The 20,609-nt window shown below is 49.0% G+C and carries 14 protein-coding genes; 10 read left to right on the forward strand and 4 right to left on the reverse strand.

Translation table 11 applies throughout. The annotated features are described in order from the left end of the window. Positions 1-4: 4 nt before the first annotated feature. On the reverse strand, positions 5-1,924 hold the full coding sequence (locus tag QVE43_RS04205) for an ABC transporter ATP-binding protein (RefSeq protein WP_288004523.1): 1,920 nt from the start codon (positions 1,922-1,924) through the stop codon (positions 5-7). Positions 1,925-2,078: 154 nt separating this feature from the next. After that, positions 2,079-3,599 carry a hypothetical protein gene (locus tag QVE43_RS04210; protein WP_288004525.1) on the reverse strand — a complete coding sequence of 507 codons (1,521 nt, stop codon included), beginning with the start codon at positions 3,597-3,599 and terminating at the stop codon, positions 2,079-2,081. A gap of 231 nt (positions 3,600-3,830) precedes the next feature. Between QVE43_RS04210 and gap the strand changes: the two genes are divergently transcribed. The 5 genes from gap (at position 3,831) to QVE43_RS04235 (ending at position 13,720) form a co-directional block, all read left to right on the forward strand. After that, positions 3,831-4,859, forward strand: coding sequence for a type I glyceraldehyde-3-phosphate dehydrogenase (gene gap / locus QVE43_RS04215; protein ID WP_288004527.1), 1,029 nt, complete (start codon positions 3,831-3,833; stop codon positions 4,857-4,859). Positions 4,860-5,071: 212 nt separating this feature from the next. Beyond that, the gene (locus QVE43_RS04220; protein WP_288004529.1) at positions 5,072-7,798 is read left to right on the forward strand and encodes a 2-oxoglutarate dehydrogenase E1 component; all 2,727 of its coding nucleotides are present in this window, start codon (positions 5,072-5,074) and stop codon (positions 7,796-7,798) included. A gap of 87 nt (positions 7,799-7,885) precedes the next feature. Next, a complete protein-coding gene (gene odhB, locus QVE43_RS04225) occupies positions 7,886-9,415 on the forward strand; it encodes a 2-oxoglutarate dehydrogenase complex dihydrolipoyllysine-residue succinyltransferase (RefSeq protein WP_288004531.1) in 1,530 nt (509 codons plus the stop codon). 161 nt (positions 9,416-9,576) lie between these two features. Continuing rightward, a complete protein-coding gene (recQ, locus tag QVE43_RS04230; RefSeq protein ID WP_288004533.1) occupies positions 9,577-11,781 on the forward strand; it encodes a DNA helicase RecQ in 2,205 nt (734 codons plus the stop codon). Between the two features lie 76 nt (positions 11,782-11,857). Then, positions 11,858-13,720, forward strand: coding sequence for an amidophosphoribosyltransferase (locus QVE43_RS04235; RefSeq protein ID WP_288004535.1), 1,863 nt, complete (start codon positions 11,858-11,860; stop codon positions 13,718-13,720). Positions 13,721-14,108: 388 nt separating this feature from the next. Here the strand turns inward: QVE43_RS04235 and QVE43_RS04240 are convergent, their stop codons facing one another. Both QVE43_RS04240 and QVE43_RS04245 read right to left on the reverse strand, forming a co-directional pair. After that, positions 14,109-15,110, reverse strand: coding sequence for a tetratricopeptide repeat protein (locus tag QVE43_RS04240; protein WP_288004537.1), 1,002 nt, complete (start codon positions 15,108-15,110; stop codon positions 14,109-14,111). Positions 15,111-15,225: 115 nt separating this feature from the next. Then, the gene (locus QVE43_RS04245) at positions 15,226-16,557 is read right to left on the reverse strand and encodes a CHASE2 domain-containing protein (RefSeq protein WP_288004539.1); all 1,332 of its coding nucleotides are present in this window, start codon (positions 16,555-16,557) and stop codon (positions 15,226-15,228) included. Between the two features lie 101 nt (positions 16,558-16,658). On the opposite strand from QVE43_RS04245, the gene meaB reads away from it, so the two are divergent. The 5 genes from meaB (at position 16,659) to QVE43_RS04270 (ending at position 20,586) form a co-directional block, all read left to right on the forward strand. Continuing rightward, on the forward strand, positions 16,659-17,657 hold the full coding sequence (gene meaB / locus QVE43_RS04250; RefSeq protein WP_288004541.1) for a methylmalonyl Co-A mutase-associated GTPase MeaB: 999 nt from the start codon (positions 16,659-16,661) through the stop codon (positions 17,655-17,657). 57 nt (positions 17,658-17,714) lie between these two features. Beyond that, complete coding sequence (locus tag QVE43_RS04255; RefSeq protein ID WP_288004543.1) at positions 17,715-18,977, forward strand: dihydroorotase family protein; 1,263 nt, start codon at positions 17,715-17,717, stop codon at positions 18,975-18,977. Beyond that, positions 18,974-19,486: a DUF4199 domain-containing protein gene (locus QVE43_RS04260; protein ID WP_288004545.1), complete on the forward strand. Its 513-nt coding sequence runs from the start codon at positions 18,974-18,976 to the stop codon at positions 19,484-19,486. Before QVE43_RS04255 ends, QVE43_RS04260 begins: the two co-directional genes overlap by 4 nt. A gap of 283 nt (positions 19,487-19,769) precedes the next feature. Beyond that, positions 19,770-20,360, forward strand: coding sequence for an RNA polymerase sigma factor (locus QVE43_RS04265; protein WP_288004547.1), 591 nt, complete (start codon positions 19,770-19,772; stop codon positions 20,358-20,360). Then, a complete protein-coding gene (locus tag QVE43_RS04270) occupies positions 20,332-20,586 on the forward strand; it encodes a hypothetical protein (RefSeq protein WP_288004549.1) in 255 nt (84 codons plus the stop codon). Before QVE43_RS04265 ends, QVE43_RS04270 begins: the two co-directional genes overlap by 29 nt. Positions 20,587-20,609 lie beyond the last annotated feature (23 nt).

Consider the following 20,609-nt stretch of genomic DNA (forward strand, 5'->3'; position numbering starts at 1 on the left):
TGTCTCATGAAGCATGCACGCGGCTGTTGCGAATGGCTGCCCGTTCTTCAATGTTTTTCCTGATGGCTATGATATCGCCTTTGGGAATGGCATCTAAAAGGGATTGGGTGTAAGGGTGCGACGGGTTCTCAAAAATCTGATGGTTATCTCCTTGCTCAACAATCCTGCCATCTTTCATCACCATGACACGATCGGCAATGAAACGAATCACAGCCAGGTCGTGCGAAATAAAGATGGAAGAGAACTGATATTGTTCTTTCAACTCATTAATCAGATTCAGCACTTCGGCTTGCACCGACACATCCAAAGCCGATACCGATTCATCAAAGATAATAAACTGCGGGTCGGAAGCCAACGCCCGGGCAATACAAATACGTTGACGTTGCCCGCCGGAAAACTCATGCGGATAGCGGTGGAACACATGCTTGGGCTCCAAACCTACATCTTCCAACAGGCGGAAGGCACGCTCTTTTTGTTCCTTCGCGCTGCCGTACAGTTTAAACAAACGCATGGGCTCGGTCAGTATTTCGCCAATGCTCATGCGCGGGTTGAGAGAGGCAAAAGGATCTTGAAAAACAATTTGCATGTAACGGCGCAAGGGGCGTATGGCACGCTCGCTCATGGAAAATATATCGTGATACTGCACCTGCCCGTCATCGCTGCGCACGCCAAAGGACACACGGCCGCTGTCTGCCTCCAGCAGGCGCAGAATCAGGCGCCCCAAGGTAGACTTGCCGGAACCCGACTCGCCGACCAAACCCACGGTCTCGCCTTTGAATACTTCGAAGCTCACGTCGTCCACCGCCACGAAGCGCTCTTTGCGGCGCTGCCCCTGCTTTTTCACCCAAAACGACTTGCTCAACCCCTCCACCTTAAGTATGGGCATGGGCGCCTCGGCTTGCTTGCCTTGGGGCGGTGCTTCTTCAATGTCTATCATAGAGAAGATGGTCTCGCCTATGCCTATGTTGTCAACCTTTTTGGACTTTACGTTTCCTTCTGCGTCCACTTCTATAAAATCCGAAATGGTGGGCAAGCGCGAAAGGCGCGTAATAGAAGTATCCAAAAAGCTCAGGTCCACGCGTGGACGGCAAGAGAAGAGCCCGCGCGTATAGGGGTCTTTAGGGTTATCGAAAATGGTGAGCACTTCTTCAAACTCCCGCTGCTTGCCCCGGTACATCACCATTACATGGTCAGACACTTCGGCAACCACGCCTAAGTCATGGCTGATAAAAAGCACCGATATATCATCGCGGCAGGTCAGCGCCTGAAAAATATCAAGAATGGCTCTTTGTGTGCTCACATCCAAGGCGGTGGTAGGTTCATCGGCAATGATGAGTTCCGGGTCGCAAGCCAAAGCCATGGCAATCATCACTCTTTGTTTTTGCCCACCGGACAGTTGATGCGGAAACGAGTGGTATATTTTTTCGAGCTGGGCCATGGCACTCTCTTCGGAATCGCCCTCATCCCGGCTGTCGAGGTGCACATCCCTAAACTTGCGAAACACCAGTTGCCGCGCCTCTTCTTTGCTCAGCTCGGGACGATGCAAACGGATGGCTTCCATCACTTGCTCGCCACAGGTCATCACGGGATTAAGCGAAGTCATAGGCTCCTGAAATACCATGGCTATTTCGCCTCCCCGGATGCCGCGCATCTGCTTGGGACTTAGCTCCAGCAGATTGACCCAACCCAAAGAGTTCGAGTTGAACCATATTTCGCCACTTACTTTGGCATTCGACGCCAACAGCCCCATGATAGCCAGCGAGGTTACTGACTTACCCGAGCCGGACTCCCCCACAATGCTCAAGGTATTGCCTTTGTACAGGTCAAAAGATATATTGTCAACAGCCAAGAAGTTGCCTTTATCGGAAACAAACTCGATGGTAAGGTTCTTGACCGAAAGCAAAAGATTAGCATCTCTATTCATAGAATAAACAAAATATTTAACAGGTATGTAGCGTAAATTTCAGAATTTATTTCAAATCATCAAATAAAGCTATTATGGATCCCGCAGTGGCTTGCAAGCATTCAGGCGTGGAAGATAGGCAAAATACAGGAAAGTGGCCTTCAACAAAAAGTTATTATTTTGCTTTTTTGGGTCTACCTCTTTTCCCCAATGGCTCGCGCACCAGGTCCATGGTCATACTTTCCCAAAGCGTCTGGTAAGGAATAATTTCCCATTCGCCAAAATAATCTTCGCCCGGCTCGCCCTTCCACTCCGACAACTGCTTTTGCGTGTATCTTCCTTTGTTACGACTGCTTTTCTGTTTGAAGTCATTCTCAAGCATGATTTTAAGTGCACGGAAGAAAAGGCGTGTGCGCGGCGATATGTTGGCGCGCAAATTCTGATTGGTATATTTCTGCAACATAGCTACCCGCTCATGCACTGCTTCATGGTTTTGCATGCGAACCGCATAGGCTATCTGCAAAATTAAAAGCGGTATATGAAAGCTCAGCTGATGGCGGTCATAGGGCGGTAATTGCCGGTAATACATTTCTTCATCGAACAGGTGGCAGAGTCGTTTGTCGTTGGTAATGTATGCCAAGTAAGCGGCCAAAAGCCCCCATAAACGTTTGGTTTCGTCGGGCAACTGATGCCTGTATTCATTATTGAAACTGGCATAAATCAGTTTTTCGGCCAACTCATAATCTCCTGCAAAGCAAGCCAAGCGCACATATACCGCATGAAAATCGAACCAGCTTTCGGAAGCCGCCGGGAATAAGGGCGCATAACGCTTCGCCAGGTTCAAACCTTCCTCAATTTGGAAGGTGTGCAAGCATGCTTCTATCTCCAATGTGCGATGATACCACAGGTCGAAACGGGAAGAAAAGAGAATATGCTCACCTTGTATGGCATCCACCTCTTTCAAGAAAGCGGACAGCGCTTCATACTCGCCCTTGTAGCGGAAAATGGCTACCTGAAGGTTGTAGTAAAGCTCAAATACGTTGTAATTGCCGGTTTGTTTCCATATGCTGCGCAAAGAAGCGGCTATCCCCCGGGCTTCGTCCATAAAGCGAGTGCGGGAAAAATAAGATTTTCCCAAAGTAGCCATAGCCAAGCGATAGGCATCCTTGGCTTCTTCTTCTATGTTTCGCTGCTCTCTCAAACGCTCAATCAAAGCTTGCATCTGGCGATAAGCCGGGAAGTTATGCTCTTGAATGTAATAGTCTATCAAAAAGTTGGCAACCAAATAGGCAATATCCGTAAATGCATGCTCTTCTGCCTGCTGCAGCGCTTTGCGCAACATCTTTTCCCCCATTTTGGCATAGCCCTCTTCCATAAGCACACGCGCCTTTAAAAGCGTTTCCCAAAGAGAAAGCTCGTTTTTCCAGCGGGGCTTTACGCCTATCCTTTCTAAATCAACAAAGTACAGGTGATTCAGAAGCTTTTGCTTGAGCCTGTACTTCAAGGATTTATAGCGCACATCTTTTCCGTCGGTGCCATACATGCCGGCTGCTGCTTCGTCATCGGTGCGAAACATTCCTTGTTTTATGTGCAAAAGCAGTTCTTCTTCTTTATTTTGTTTTTCAAAGTTCAATACCGGCAGATTCTGCAAGGTTTTCTTCTCTACGATTTCATAAAGCTTTACAATATCTTTCATAATAAAGGGATTTATTAAGACAAGCAACTTCTAATTGGCAAAAATACAAGGATGATTTTAAGTATAACAAAAAATGCGCTTTTTTTATTTCTATTTTTATTTTTTTCATTCATTTTTTGCTGCTGCCGGCAAAGTGCCGGGCTTCATATATCGATATATATTTTGTAATATTGCAGCACCGTACCAAAGGTACAACACCATAAGTTTCACTTACCAAACCTAAGCGTTGCCATGTCAACAAAACTAAAAGTAGCCATCAACGGTTTTGGGCGCATCGGGCGTCTGTCGTTCCGTGCCATGCTGCAAAAAGAGAACGTAGAGGTTGTAGCCATCAACGACCTAACAGACAGCGCAACATTGGCGCATCTGCTCAAATATGACTCTGTGCATGGCCAGTTTCCCGGCACAGTAGAAGCCCATGCCGAAGGAATCGTTGTAAACGGCACCCTCATTAAAGTATATGCTGAAAAAGAACCTGCCAAGCTGCCTTGGGGCGAGCTGGGCATAGACGTAGTGCTGGAATCTACCGGCCGCTTCTTGGATTACGACAGCGCACATGGTCACATTGCTGCCGGTGCCAAGCGCGTGATTCTTTCAGCCCCCACCAAGTCGCCCGACAAAGTGCCTACTGTCGTGCTGGGCGTAAATGACGATATCCTGACCGGCGATGAACTCATCGTATCCAATGCATCTTGCACCACCAACTGCCTGGCACCCATGGCCAAGGTACTCGACGAAGTGTTCGGCATCGAAAGTGGTTACATGACCACCGTACACGCCTATACTGCCGACCAGCGCCTGCAAGATGCGCCGCACAAAGACCTGCGCCGTGCACGTGCTGCTGCTTACTCTATAGTACCTACCAGCACCGGTGCCGCCAAAGCCGTAGGCTTGGTATTGCCTCAGCTGAAAGGCAAGCTGGATGGCATCGCCATGCGGGTGCCCATTCCTGATGGCTCGGTAACCGACCTGACCGTAGTATTGAAAAAAGATGCCGACAAAGAAAGCATCAATAAAGCGATGAAAGAGGCAGCCGAAGGTGCACTGAAAGGCATCTTGGCATATACCGAAGACCCCATCGTGTCTATTGACATTGTAGGCAACCCGCACTCCTGCATCTTCGATGCCGATTTGACCAGCGTAAACGGACGCCTGGTAAAGGTTGTAGGTTGGTATGATAATGAGTTCGGTTACTCCAACCGCATTGCTGACCTCATCGAGAAAGTAGGCATTCTGATGCGCAACAAAGTCAACGCCTAAGCAAAACAAACACATAGTCACCATACAAAAGCTCTCTTGCAACACTGCAGGGGGGCTTCTTGTTTTTTCAGAAGATCCTTTTTTAAAGGTTGTCCACCTAAGCACAACACTCTCGCTATCAACAATATTTGCTAAAACGAATAAGGATTTTTCATATTAAACACAAAGCCTTACCTTTGTATTTAGTAAACCAAACCTGATTAGAGAACCCCATGGAGACTTTTTCTTATGTAGCCAATGCACACGGCAACTACATCGAGTCTTTGTATCAGTCATACAAACAAGACCCGCAATCTGTTGACACAAGCTGGCAGCGCTTTTTCGAAGGTTTCGAGTTTGCCCTGCAGTATCACAGCAACGGCATGGCAAGCACCGACACCGAAAGCGTGCTGAGCAGCAAAGAACTCAATGTATATCAGCTGATTCATGCCTACCGGAGCCGTGGGCACCTGAAAGCCAAAACCAACCCGGTCCGGGAGCGCAAAGACCGCCGCGCCATCCTGGAGCTTGAGTATTTTAACCTGACCGAAGAAGACCTCGACAAAGAGTTCAATATTGGCGCTGAGTTAGGCATCGGGCGCGCCAAACTGCGCGATATCATTGCCGCCCTGCAGAAAATCTACACTTCAAGCATCGGCTTCGAATATATGTACATCAGGGAGCCGGAAATCCTGCAGTGGTTCAAGGAAAAAGTCGAATACGAGTCCATTCACTTCAACCCCGATATCGAATACAAGAAGCGCATTCTTCAAAAGCTGAATGAAGCCGTCGTATTCGAAAACTTTTTGCATACAAAATACCTCGGACAAAAACGCTTCTCGCTGGAAGGGGGCGAAACCACCATTCCCGCACTCGATGCCATCATTAACCGCCTGGCTGACTTAGAAGCCAAGGAAATCATCATTGGCATGGCACACCGTGGGCGCCTCAACGTGCTTGCCAACATCATGGGCAAGACCTATGAGCAAATATTCAGCGAGTTCGAAGGCGCGGTTATCCCTGACTCTACCATGGGCGACGGCGACGTAAAATACCACATGGGCTTTGCCAGCCAAATCAAAACGCCCGCCGGCAAGGAAGTAAACCTGCGCTTGGCACCCAACCCTTCGCACCTCGAAGCCGTGGACCCCGTGGTGGAAGGCTACACACGCGCACAAATCGACGAAGAGTTTTTCGATAAGAAATATGTAGTGCCTATCCTCATTCATGGCGATGCAGCCATTGCCGGGCAAGGCATTGTTTACGAAGTGGCTCAAATGTCGCAACTTGAAGGCTTTACCACCGGCGGCACCATCCACTTTGTCATCAACAACCAAGTGGGCTTCACCACCGACTTCGACGATGCCCGCTCAAGTATTTACTGTACCGACGTAGCCAAGGTAATCGACGCCCCTGTGTTGCACGTCAACGGCGACGACCCCGAAGCCGTGGTATTCTGTGCCCAAATTGCGGCCGAATTCCGTCAGAAGTTCCACCGCGATATCTTCATCGATATGGTGTGCTACCGCCGCCATGGGCACAACGAAACCGACGAGCCGAAATTTACCCAACCCAAGCTCTACAACCTCATTGCCAAACACCCCAACCCACGGGAAGTGTATATAGAAAAGCTGCGGCAACGTGGCGAGCTGGATGCGCAGTTGGCCGAACAAATGGAAAAAGAGTTCAGGCAGCTGCTCGACGACCGCTTCAACGAAGTAAAACAAAAGCCGTTGCCTTACACCTACCTCCAGCTTGAAAAAGACTGGATGAAGCTGCGCAAAGCCACCGAAAAAGACTTTGAGCAGTCGCCCGAAACCGGCGTATCGCCCGAAGTCATCGAAAAGGTAGGCAAAGCACTTTGCACGGTGCCCGAAGGATTTAAACCTTTAAAGCAAATCAAAAAACTGCTTGCCGAGCGCGAGCGCATGTTCTTCCAAGACAAAGTGCTTGATTGGGCTTCTGCCGAACTGTTGGCCTATGGTTCTATTCTGTTGGAAGAAAAGATTGTGCGCCTTACCGGGCAAGACGTACGGCGCGGCACCTTCTCGCACCGTCATGCCGTTCTCTACGATTCACAAACCAACGAACCTTACTTCAGTCTCAACCATATTGTACCTGACCAAAAGCAGCAGCTGCGTATTTACAACTCCTTGTTGTCGGAATACGGCGTACTGGGCTTTGAGTTTGGCTATTCCATGGCCAACCCCAATGCTTTGGTGCTTTGGGAAGCCCAATTTGGCGACTTTGCCAACGGCGCCCAAGTGATGATAGACCAGTTCATATCTGCCACCGAAAGCAAATGGCAGCAAATGAACGGACTGGTGATGCTGCTGCCTCATGGTTACGAAGGGCAAGGACCGGAACACTCTTCTGCCCGTCTCGAGCGTTTCTTGCAGCTCTGTGCCGAGCTGAATATGGTGGTATGCAACATTACCAAAGCAGCCAATTTCTTCCATGTGTTGCGCCGTCAGCTGGCTTGGGAATTCCGCAAGCCATTGATTATCATGACACCCAAATCACTCTTGCGTCGTCAAGAGGTAGCCTCACCGGTGGAAGACTTTGTAAACGGCCGCTTCCTTGAAGTACTTGATGACCCCTATGCCGATCCCAAAAAGGTAACAACCGTATTGTTGTGTAGCGGCAAGGTAGCCCTCGACTTGCAAGCCTATCAGCAGGAACACGAGCGTAAAGACGTAGCCATTGTGCGACTGGAGCAGCTCTACCCCTTCCCGCACAAACAGCTGGAGACCGTGCTTGCCAAGTATCCCAAAGCGCATTTGCGCTGGGTGCAAGAAGAACCCCGCAACATGGGCGCCTACACCTACATTGTTACCAACTACAAACCCGTGGAAGGCATCAGCCGTAAAGCCAGCGCCTCACCGGCAACCGGCTACTACAAAGTGCACGTGAAAGAACAACAAGAAATTGTAGAAAAGGCTTTTGCCCCCGTGAAGTAGCATATCCGGCTGCCTGTGCCATCAAACACAGGCAGTCTTCTATTCAACTGTCAAACAGCATATACACAATAAAAACAACAGAAAACCATGAGCATGATTGAGCAAAAAGTCCCCACTCTTGGTGAGTCCATCACAGAAGTAACCATCGGACAATGGCATAAAAAAGATGGCGACTACGTAGAAGCCGACGAGCTCATTTGCGAGCTTGAATCAGATAAAGCGTCTTTTGAAGTAGTGGCAGAAGCCTCCGGCATCCTGCATATCGTAGCTCAAGAAGGCGAAACGGTACCCATCGGCGGCGTGATTTGTAAAATAGACCCCCAAGCCGCCGGCAGCGGCAACAAACCCGCCGGTGATGCCAAGCAAGAAAGCGCAGCCAAAGAAAGCGCAACCGATGCCCCCAAACCCACCGGGCAAGTAGTGGAAATGAAAGTACAACCCCTGGGCGAATCCATCAACGAAGTGGTACTGGGCAGCTGGCTCAAAGAAGACGGCGCCTTTGTGCAAACTGATGAAATTATTGCTGAAATAGAGTCCGACAAAGCCACTTTCGAACTGCCGGCCGAAGCTACCGGTATCCTGCGCCATGTGGCTAAGGCAGGTGACACCTTGAAGGTAGGCGACCTGATTTGCAAAATAGAGGTGATGGAGGGCGCCCCGCAAAGCGAGGAAAAGACTTCAGCACCGGCACAAGAGACCGCCGGACAAGGCAACGATTATGCTAAGGGCCACCCCTCGCCCGCAGCCAAAAAGATATTGGATGAAAAAGGAATCCCCTACGATCAGGTGAAAGGTAGCGGACCGGGCGGACGCATCACCAAAGAAGACGCGCTTAAGGCAGAGAAAAAGGCAGAAAGCAAACCCACTGCCGCCAACAAAGCACAAGAGGAAGCTCCTGCCAAGCCGGCAGCCGGCAGCCGCAACGAACGCCGCCAGCGCATGTCTTCGCTGCGCAAAACCATTGCCCGCCGCTTGGTGGCTGTGAAAAACGAAACAGCCATGCTCACCACCTTCAATGAGGTGAACATGCAGCCTATCATGGACTTGCGCAAGCAATACAAAGACAAGTTTAAAGAAAAGTACGGCGTAGGCTTGGGCTTCATGTCCTTCTTTACCAAGGCTTGCTGCATTGCTCTTCAAGAGTGGCCCGCCGTGAATGCCCGCATCGACGGCGACGAAATCGTATATCACGACTATTGCGACATTTCCATTGCCGTTTCTACCGACCGTGGCTTGGTGGTGCCTGTCATACGGAATGCCGAACAAATGACTTTTGATGAAATTGAAAAAGAAATCATACGTTTGGCAACAAAAGCCCGCGAAGGCAAATTGAGCATAGAAGAAATGCAAGGGGGCACCTTTACCATCACCAATGGCGGCGTGTTTGGCTCTATGCTGTCCACACCCATCATCAATGCACCACAGTCGGCCATTTTGGGAATGCACAATATCGTAGAACGTCCTATTGCAGTAAACGGCGAAGTCAAAATAGCACCGGTTATGTACGTGGCTCTGTCTTATGACCACCGTATCATCGACGGCCGCGAATCGGTAAGCTTCTTGTATAGAGTAAAAGAGTTGCTTGAAGACCCCGCACGTATGCTTATTGGTGTATAAGTGCAGCATACAAAGCTACTTTTAAGCAAAAAATTACATCTTACAAAGCTGTTTTTTTAAATTTTTATAGTTTCGTGATTCCTAAGAGAGAAGCAGTCAACTGCTTCTCTTCTTTTTGTTTATCTTTGTAATAAGGACTTATTAAACGGATAGATGGGACTATGTCGGTAGGACAGAAAAACACTCAGCTGAAAAGCAAACTCAAGGAAATTTTTGGTTATAATCAATTCCGCGGCAACCAAGAGCAAATCATCGAAAACCTCCTGGCAGGCAAGCATACTTTCGTAATTATGCCCACAGGTGCCGGTAAATCGCTCTGTTATCAGCTGCCTGCGGTTATCATGGAAGGCACGGCCCTGGTTATTTCACCGCTCATTGCACTCATGAAAAACCAAGTGGACCAGCTCAATGCGGTAGGCGTAGAAGCTCATTTCTTAAACTCAACCCTTTCCAAATCGGAAGTACAACAAGTAAGAGAAAGCGTATTGGCCGGCACTACCAAGCTGTTGTACGTAGCGCCTGAGTCCTTAGGTAAGGAAGAAAACCTGGAGCTTTTCAAGCAAGCCAAAATATCCTTTATTGCAGTAGATGAAGCGCACTGTATCTCAGAATGGGGGCATGATTTCCGCCCCGAATACCGCAAGATAAGAAGCGTGATAGACCAAATTGGCGAACTGCCCATTATTGCACTGACTGCCACCGCTACCCCTAAAGTACAGCAAGACATTATCAAAAACCTGGGCATTGAAGATGCCACCGTATTTAAGTCATCATTCAACCGCCCCAACCTTTATTACGAAGTACGCCCCAAAATAGAAAGCGAAAAGCAACTGATTCGCTTCATCAAAAAACACAAAGGCAAATCCGGCATTGTGTATTGCCTGAGCCGCAAAACCGTAGAAGAAATAGCCGAGCTGCTCAACGTCAACGACATTAAAGCGCTGCCTTACCATGCCGGCCTCGACTCCGAAGTGCGCATGCGCAACCAAGACGCCTTCCTCAATGAAGAGGTAGATGTCATCGTAGCCACCATTGCCTTTGGCATGGGCATCGATAAACCCGACGTGCGCTTTGTCGTTCATTACGATGCACCCAAGTCTCTGGAAGGCTACTATCAAGAAACCGGGCGCGCCGGGCGGGACGGCTTGGAAGGGCACTGCCTGTTGCTTTATAGCTATGACGATATTCAGAAGCTCGACAAGTTCAATAAAGACAAGCCCGTCACTGAACGCGACAATGCCAAATACCTGCTTTCCGAAATGGCCGATTATGCCGAATCGGGCGTTTGCCGCCGCCGGCAGTTGCTTCATTATTTCGGCGAGTACTACGAAGAGGAGAATTGCGAAATGTGTGACAACTGCACCAATCCTACTCCACAATTCAAAGTAGATAAAGAGATTCAGTGGGCATTGGAGGCAGTAGAAGCAACCGGCGAGCGCTTTGGTGTGGACCACCTCATCGATGTGCTCATGGGCGAATCCAACGACTACATCAAAAGCTACGAACACAACAAACTGCCGGTGTATGGTAAAGGCAAAAAGCGCGATGCCAAGTTCTGGCGCTCTTTGTATCGTCAAATTCTTATCATGGGCTTCTTGTCAAAAGAAGTAGAACAACAGGTCATCTATAAACTCACGGAAAAAGGCAAGAAGTTCATAGCGCACCCCTACATGGTGACCCTGCACGAAGACCACGATTATTCTAAAGCAACGCTCGAGGAGCTTGAAAAGCAAGAAAACAGCGTGGCTACCCAAGCCAAAGCCTACGACGAAGTGCTTTATGACCTCCTGCGCAACCTGCGCAAGCGCATAGCCAAAGAAAAAGGCTTGCCACCTTATGTAATCTTTCAAGACATTTCGCTGGAAGAAATGGCTACCACCTACCCTACGACCGAACAAGAGCTCGAGCAAATCAACGGCGTAGGACGCGGTAAGGTAGTGAAGTTTGGGCGCCCCTTCCTCGAAGCCATACGCAACTACGTAGAAGAGCACGACATAGAAACGGCCAGCGAGGTTGTTGTCAAATCCACCCCTTCGCGCTCTAAAACAAAAATTTATATCATACAACAGATAGACCGCAAGATGGACCTTGAAGAGATAGCCGACAATCTGGATATGGAGTTCAGCGAACTGCTCGACGAAATAGAAAGCATTTGCTACTCCGGCGTGCGGCTCAATCTCGACTACTACATCAACCAGCTGCTGGAACCCGAGCGTCAGGAAGAGATTTACGATTTCTTCCGCAGCAGCGAAACCGACAACATAGACGAAGCCTTTGAAGATGCCCTGGCCGAATTTGAAGATGAATACACCGAAGAAGAGTTGCGACTCATGCGTATCAAGTTCATTTCGGAATTAGGCAACTAATTTCATCATAAAGGAGCGCCTTGTTGCGCTCTTTTGTTTTTATTATAAACCAAACCTCATAAGACCTTTTATTCCTATGTGTGGAATTGCATTTGTTCGCCTCAGAAAGCCTTACGAGTACTACATCGAGAAGTATGGCACCCCCCTTTATGGCTTGAACAAGCTTTATTGGATGATGGAGAAGCAGCGCAACCGTGGGCAAGACGGCGCCGGTGTGGCTGTGGTGAAACTCGATGTACCCCCCGGTTATCGATATATTAGCCGGTACCGCTCCATAGACCCGAACCCCACGGAGAAAATATTCAAGAAAATACATAAGCGTATTAAAAAAGCGCTGGAAGGCTACGAAGATTACGCACTCAATGCCCAATGGCTCAAGCAATACGTTCCTTTTACCGGTGAAATACTGCTCGGCCACCTGCGCTATGGCACGCATGGTGTCAATGCGCTGGAAAACTGCCACCCCCAATTGCGGCAAAACAACTGGCGCAGCCGCAACCTGATTCTTGCCGGCAACTTCAACATGACCAATGTGGAGGAGTTGTTCAATAAACTAATTTCACTGGGGCAGCACCCCAAAGAAAAAATAGATACGGTCACGGTGCTCGAAAAAATAGGGCACTTCCTCGACGAAGAAAACGAACGCATTTACCGGCTGTACAAGGGGCAGTACAGCAAGCAAGAAATGAGTCATATCATAGAGGAAAACATTGACCTGCAACGCGTACTGCAGCGTGCTTGCAAAGACTTCGACGGCGGCTATGCCATTGCAGGCATTACGGGCTACGGTGCCTCTTTCATAGCCCGCGACCCCAACGGCATACGCCCCGCCTATTTTTATGCCAACGATGAAGTAATAGCGGTTGCTTCGGAACGCCCGGCCATTCAACAAGCCTTCGGTATCGGCTATGACGAAATAGAAGAAATCAAGCCGGCTCATGCCCTTATCATCACAAAAGATGGGCGCTTTGAACAAAAGCCATTTATTGAGCCACAAGCCTTGACCGCCTGCAGCTTCGAACGTATTTATTTCTCACGCGGCAACGACCCCGACATCTACCGCGAACGCAAACAATTGGGCATGCAGCTGGTGCCTAAAATACTGGAAAAAATAAACTACAACTTGGAAGATACCATCTTTTCCTATGTGCCCAACAGTGCCGAAAGCGCATTTTTGGGCATGATAGAAGGCATTGAGCGCCGTTTGTCACAAGAGCGCATCGAAGCCGTCAAACAGCAGGATATGGAGCGTCTTCAAAAGCTGGAGTCGCAGTATGCCCGTGTAGAAAAACTGGTGATAAAAGACGCCAAATTGCGCACTTTCATTGTGGATGACCATAGCCGTAACGAATTTGTAAGCAGTGCTTACGACACCACTTTCGGTATTGTTCGCCCGGGCGTGGATACCCTCGTGGTTATGGACGACTCCATAGTGCGTGGCACCACCTTGGAACAAAGCCTGTTGCGCATGCTCGATAAGCACGTCCCCAAACACATCATTATCGTTTCATCGGCACCACAAATACGTTTCCCCGACTGCTATGGCATCGATATGTCCCGCTTTGGTGAATTTGTGGCTTTCCGTGCCGTGTGGGCTTTGTTACATGAGCGCAATATGGAGGACCTTCTCGAAGAAGTTTACCGGCAGTGCAAAGAAGCCATTGCCCAAGGCGGCGTACATGAGAACTACGTAAAACGTCTTTACGAGCCGTTTAGTGATGAAGAAATTTCAGAGAAGATAGCCGAAATTGTACGGCCGGCATCCATGAAAGCCCGGCTGTCAGTGGTGTATCAAAGCGTGGAAGGGCTGCACAAAGCCTGCCCCAACCATCAAGGCGACTGGTACTTCACCGGTAACTACCCCACCCCGGGCGGCAATATGGTAGCCAACCGGGCACTGGTCAACTACATGGAAGGCAAGCTGGAAAGAGCGTACTGACAGGCACTTCTATCGAAGTATAATAGCAAAAAGGGATGCTTGATAGCATCCCTTTTTCATGTTGTATGAAGTAGCGTTCTGTCTTTCCTGCTTCCCTTCTTTGTCGTTTCGAGCATTTTCCTCTTTGTCACTTCAAGTACCCCTCTCGTCCTTTCGAGCGTTAGCGAAAAATCTCTTTGGGGACTAAAGGCTTGGCTTGTTGAGATGTCTCGCTTCACTTCGTTCCGCTCGACATGACAAAACAAACGTGCTTGGCTCGATGCGATTTCTCACTGCGCTGCGCTCCGTTCGAAATGGCAAGCTTACAGCTCGCTCATTCGAGATGACAGCCGGCATCTATATGATTTTGGCAAGAAATCTAATCTGCCTTTTTAAGCAGGGCTGTCCTTTACTTTTGTGCGCTTTCTCTCATAATGGCTTTTTGATGGCGCTCTACAAAGTCCATCTTGGCTGCTTGGAAAGCTTCCACTTCGGGCGCCAGCTCAATGGCTTTGTTATAGCAACGCAGCGCATCGGCAAACAAGCCTTTTTCTTCAAAGTAAGCCGCCTTCAGTATATAGTCGATGGCGGTTTCGGCCGGTTCATCGCCCAACTCTTGGCTTATCTCTTGATATTTCCCGTCACCGGGAGCTAACAAACGAAGCGAATACATGGAAGCGCCCCCCATATTCACATTTGCTTCTTCATTATTATCTTCTATGGGCGTAATCACCATCATGAAGGGCTCGTCTTCATACAATCCCAGCTTTTCACGCAAGCCGGCATCTTGCAAGAAAGAAAGGTCGATTTCGCCTTTATCGCCTTCTATCACAAATGTTTTGAGCGCATTTCCCCCTTCTGCTTCTGCGTCAAAAAGAGTTTTAATTTCTACCTTGTAACCTTTGTACTTGGTATCCGGATTGGTGGCAAAAAGTTCTAAATAGAGCTTGGGCTCGTAGAGTACCACCTCTTCGGGAAGCAGGGCAGCTACTTTACCCAGCAAAGCGCGCTGTACCGACCCGGTAATTGCCATATAGCGGCGGTGGTTGGTATTGATGTCCTGCTTTTCAGCTTTTGCCATTTCGCCTACTACATAGTTCACATATTTGCTGGTGGTACTGCTCCTGCCATTGCTCACCTTAGCGCTAAGTTCGGCAATGGAATAAGTGCCGGGCGACTTGATTTCAATGGTTTTACCGGATTTATGCACCAAGCCCAAATAGCTGGCACTACCTACTACCACCTTGTCTCTGCTTGACAGCTGCGAGCCTGCCCACAGGCGGCTGTTCGAACTTTCCTTGTGCACTTGCCCGTGTGATGCTACTACTTTAAACTCATAACCTTGGGCTTGTACCACACACACCCCCAAAAAGAAGAGGACACTTGCAATAAGATACTTGATTGGTTTCATGGCTTTCAAAATTTTACACACTGATTTTCAATAATTTATACTATTAAACATGGAAAAGTTAGCATTTTCCGTATTTAAATTATCTTTCAAAATTCGTGCCTAAAATAGGCAAAGCTCAATCACTGCCGGAAGAATCAACATCCACGACCTGCCCCTTCATCTGTTTGCGCTTATTGAAGCGCTCTGCCACTTTGGCCACAACACCATAATATATTTCTACCAGGTTTGCCGATAAAATCACGCCCAAGAAAGCCAAGCCCCAATCTACCTTCATCGAAAACTTATCGAATACGATAATGATCATATACAAAAGAAAAAGCACCAAAATAGCTTGTATAAGCAAGCTCAATCCGTCATACCAGAAGTCAGCTTTATGGTAGAGCACTGAAAACACCATAATAGAAAACAGCAGCACCAAGCTGCCGATTGTCAGGTTCAGCCATGTGGGCATTTCATCCACATATTCTTCGTGCAGAATCATGGAAAGTATGTTAGCATGCACCACCACACCGTACATATCCCGCTCTGCCCGGCCTACATAATTGGGATTCATAGGCGTATAAAACTTATCCAAGGGCGACACTTCGTTTAAGGTATTGCCCATAAAGCCCAGCAGTACTGCCTTGTTGCGGAAAATGTTTTGTAGTGCGGCTTGTGCGCCCTCATCGCCCTGCATGGCGGCATCGTACATTTCGAAGAGTTGGGGCCAATCTACTACCGTGAATTTTTGAAAGTTGCCCCTGAAATGAATGTATTCTACCTCTTTGTTCCGTTCAAGGAAGCGTTTGGCTTTTTCAGGCGCCAAGATTTCAGCCATCTTCACGGCAAAGGCAATATGTTGTTTGCCGTCTTTGGTGGTCTCTTTGGGCGAAAAAGAACGACAGGTCTCCAAGCCGCCGGCCAGGTCCGATATCAACGCATTTTCACGCGTAGCAGGCGTAATCAAATTGGCAAAGCCACCCAAGGCATGCCGTGCAAAAAACGGATGAGAAGTAATCAAGGTATCGAAGGGCACGAGCTCGCCGGGCTTCCATTCTTTTAGCATGGTTTCGGGCGTGTAATCTACTTTGGTTACCAACACCGCATGGGGCGTTTGTGCCAATGCTTCGGCAAGCAGTGTGTCGCCGGGTTCGCCCCTCAGATGCGAGAAGAAAGCATCGATGCCCACTACGGCCGGCGAAAATTGCCGTATGATATGCAGCTGTTCGGCAATGCCTTCTCTTGGTAAGTTACCAATATTGACCAATACAATGTTGGTGTCTGCTTCAATATCAACGCCCCGGATGCGGGAGTAGTAAATATCGGTAATATCGAAGTCGTTGAGTGTTTGCTCAATAGGGTTAAAAGCATCGAAGTCAAAGGGGATATGCATGATGCCAATAATCACCAAAGCGGTTAAAATGGCTATCAAGAAGGTATCTCGCAGCAAAAATTTGAATTTACGCATGGCTCTGTTAAGTTTATGGCTACATCTGAGAAAGATATTAAATTTAGCAGAATCTTTCGGAAAAAGCGGATTTGGTATTGTAGTTTAAGCCCATAAATTTCATGAAACGCAGACTAAGCATAGAAGAATATACCGAAGGCGTTCTTAGCGGCAACCGCATCATACTCAGCAAAGCCATTACTTTGGTAGAAAGCCGGCGTCCGGCAGATCGCCTGTTGGCCATGCAGCTGCTGGAACGCCTGCTGCCTCACACGGGCAAGAGTTACCGCATCGGCATCACGGGCGTGCCCGGTGTGGGCAAAAGCACTTTTATAGAAGCCTTCGGACTTTACTTGATTGAACAAGGGCATCGCCCCGCCGTATTGGCCATAGACCCCAGCAGCCCGAAAACCAAAGGCAGCATACTGGGCGACAAAACCCGTATGGAACGGCTTTCCATGCAAGCAGAAGCCTTTATACGCCCTTCGGCATCGGGGCGCTCGCTGGGCGGCGTGGCACATGCCACGCGCGAAGCCATGTTGTTGTGCGAAGCGGCAGGCTTCGATGTGGTCATCATAGAAACGGTGGGCGTGGGGCAGTCCGAAGTATTGGTCAAAAGCATGGTCGATTTCTTTTTGCTACTCATGCTTGCCGGCGCCGGCGATGAGCTGCAAGGCATCAAAAAGGGCATTATGGAAATGGCCGACGCCCTGGTGATTAACAAAGCCGATGGCGACAACCAAAGAGCTGCCGAACAAGCCAAGCGTGCGTATGAGAATGCCTTGCACCTGTTTCGCGCGCCTGAAAACGGATGGTTTCCGCCGGTACTCACCTGCTCGGCACTCTACAACCAAGGCATGGCAGAGATTTGGCACACACTGCTGCGCTTTCGTGAGCAAACCCGGCAAAATGGTTACTGGGAAAAGAACCGTCAAAACCAACGCCTTGAGTGGCTCCGTTTTGCCTTACAAGAGCACCTGCTGGAAGCTTTCTACCGGCACGAAGCCGTAAAAAACAAGTTGTCCGCACTCGAAGAAGCCGTCCTGCATAACCGGCTCTTGCCGCAGCATGCAGCCCACATGTTGGTAGATCTGTTTTTAAAACAACAAACCGAAGCGTAAAGACGGTTTTAGGATGCTGCATTTAATCATTAGATTTGCAGCCAAACGAAGCAACCCATGGAAGACGTCATATTAGTCAATGCGCAGCTTTTGCTGCCGGGCCACCCTCTGCACCTGCAAAAAAAGCACCTGCATTTGCGTTCCGGCATACTGGTCAATATTTCAGATACGCCCTTGCAAGTATCCGGCGCCCTGTATGTTGAATCGCCGGCGCTCAAAGTGTCATGGGGATGGTTCGATTTGCGCGCCTGCTTTCCTGACCCCGGCTTTGAACAAAAAGAAACACTGCAAAGCGGGCGGCGTGCGGCGGCAGCAGGCGGCTTTACCGAAGTGGCACTCCTGCCCAATACGCAGCCTGTTGTGGACGACAAAGACACCTTGCGTTATCTGCAAAGCGACAATGCCCGCGAATTGGTACAGCTACACCCCATTGCCGCCGTCACCAAGAAAGCAGAAGGCAAAGAGTTCAGCGAGATGATAGACCTGCACCGGCATGGTGCTCTTGCCTTTTCCGACGGCTTGCACCCCATACAAGACAGCGACCTGGTGCTCAAGACACTTCTTTATTTGCAACCTTTCAACGGGCTACTCATACAACGCCCCGAAGACACCCATATTACGCGCTTCGGCGTCATGAACGAAGGCATTACGGCCGTTCAATTGGGCTTAAAAGGGATGCCTGCACTGGCAGAGCACCTGATGATTCAGCGCGATTTGGCATTGCTCGAATACGCCGGCGGACGCATCCATTTCTCCTGCATTTCCTCTGCCCGCTCGGTAGAGCTGATACGGCAAGCCAAAGCCCGCGGCTTGGCAGTAACCGCCGATGTGGCAGCTCCCTACCTGCTTTTTGATGAAACGGCACTCAAGGGCTTTGATAGTGTTTTCAAGCTGAATCCGCCTTTGCGCACTGCCGAGGACCGTGCCGCCCTGTGGCAAGGGCTTCGCGACGGCACCCTCGATGCTATCGTGTCGGACCACCAACCACATGAAATAGAAGCCAAACAGCTGGAGCTTGACTTGGCTGCTTTTGGCATGAGTAGTATAGAGACCGTCTTTGCCATGAGCACCATGGCAAGCAAGCTACCCACAGAATTGGTTGTTGAAAAACTGAGCGTGGCTCCCCGCAAGATAGCAGGTGTGCCTTTACCTCCTTTTGAGGTGGACCAAGCAGCCAATCTTACTATATTTGACGATAGCATAGAATGGACCTTTGAAAAAAGCCGTTCCCTCTCCCCTGCTCACCCTTTACTGGGTCAGCGCCTGAAAGGCAAAGTACTGGGCGTAGTCAACAACCAAAAAACAGAATGGTTCCTATGAAACATCCTTTCTTCCGAACATTGAAGTACGGCATACTCTTGGGCTGTGGTGTATATACCCTGTTCTGGATTTTACTTGTGCTTATTTACGACAACCCCATAGACAGCACCCCCAAAGCCATGGATGTTCTCTTGTTTATTGGTATCAGCGTCGGCACCACCGTTTATTATAAGCTACGGGTTGCCGGTGGGCAGCTGTCTTTCTCAGAGGGTTTGGTAATGCTCACGCTCACCTACAGTAGTCTGGTAATTATGCAAGGGCTCTTGCTATATGTGACGCTGGAGCTTTCGCCCGGCTTACTGGATACTGTCAAACAAATGCGGCTGGCAACGCTGGAAGCCGAGAAAGAAGAATGGATCAGCCGCTTGGAAAAGCCAAGCGACTTTGCAAAGCTCAAGAAACAGGTACAGCTGCTGACCACAGGCATTATTTTGTGGCAAGAAACGGGCTTCCGTCTGCTTGTAGGCTTCGTTGTTTCACTGGTAGGGGCTACCGGCTTGCGTTCATAAATGTGCTTCTTGTGCTCAACCGTTTTCTTGGCTCCCCCTGTCCAAATGGCAAAGCTTGGGCAGGGGGCTTTTTTGAAGTACACACATAGAAAATAGCACACGCCCGGCGGCATGTTATCTGCTTCCACGCCTCTAAGTTTGCGATAGACAGCTTTGCAGCTTTCCACAAAGCAAGCCCCCCTCGATTCCGTTTCCAAAAACATTTTTGCAATCCCGTTTTACTGCTCTTTTGCATTTGCATTTCATGCAAGTTTATTATCTTTTGCCAACACGTAACTTCTATATGGCAACACCTTTAAACGAACTGAGCGACGAGGCACTGATAGACCGCTTTCGCCGGACCGGTGAGCAACGCATTTTGTCAGAGCTGTACCGGCGGCACAGCAAGGCGGTTTACCGGAAGTGCTTGGCTATTATTTGGGATAAAGACGCCGCCCAAGACCTCACCCACGATGCTTTTGTAAAAGCCTTTCTTCACTTAAAAAAACTGCGCAAAAGCAGTCATTTTAAAGCATGGCTTAGCCGCATTGCCTATCATGCTTGCATAGACTACCTCAAGGCACGAAAACGCCTGCAGCTGGAAGAAGACTGGCAAAAGCTGGAGAATCAATTGCCCAATGTCACAGACATGGAAGAAAGCGAAGAGTATCAAAACACAGAGTTCAATCTGGCTCAAATTGAAGCAGCTTTGCAGCATTTAGGTGACGCCGATCGCCTCATTTTAGTCATGCGTTATTACGAAGGGCTTAGTATCAAAGCCATACAGGAACTGCTGGGGCTAAATGAAAGCGCAGCCAAAATGCGCTTGATGCGTGCACGCAACCGCTTAACAAAAATTATTCAAGATGGACAGGCAAGCAGAAAAAAAACTTAAAGCGCTGTTTCAAAATATCCTTTCCGAAGAGCAGCCACCGGAAAAACTGGAACAAGAGGTGCTCAACACCTACCACCTCATGCTCCTCATGGAAGACATAGGCTCACTATTCACCGAAAAGATGGTAAAAACCCACCTGAGCATACTCACAGAAGAAGAAGACTGGATTATGCCCGGTGACTGGTATGACCAAGAGCTGACAGATGATCCGGCGCCGGAAGAGTGACCGGGAAGTATGATGTCTGTCTT

Origin of the sequence: Thermonema sp. (assembly GCF_026003375.1) — a bacterium.
Taxonomy (GTDB): domain Bacteria; phylum Bacteroidota; class Bacteroidia; order Cytophagales; family Thermonemataceae; genus Thermonema; species Thermonema rossianum.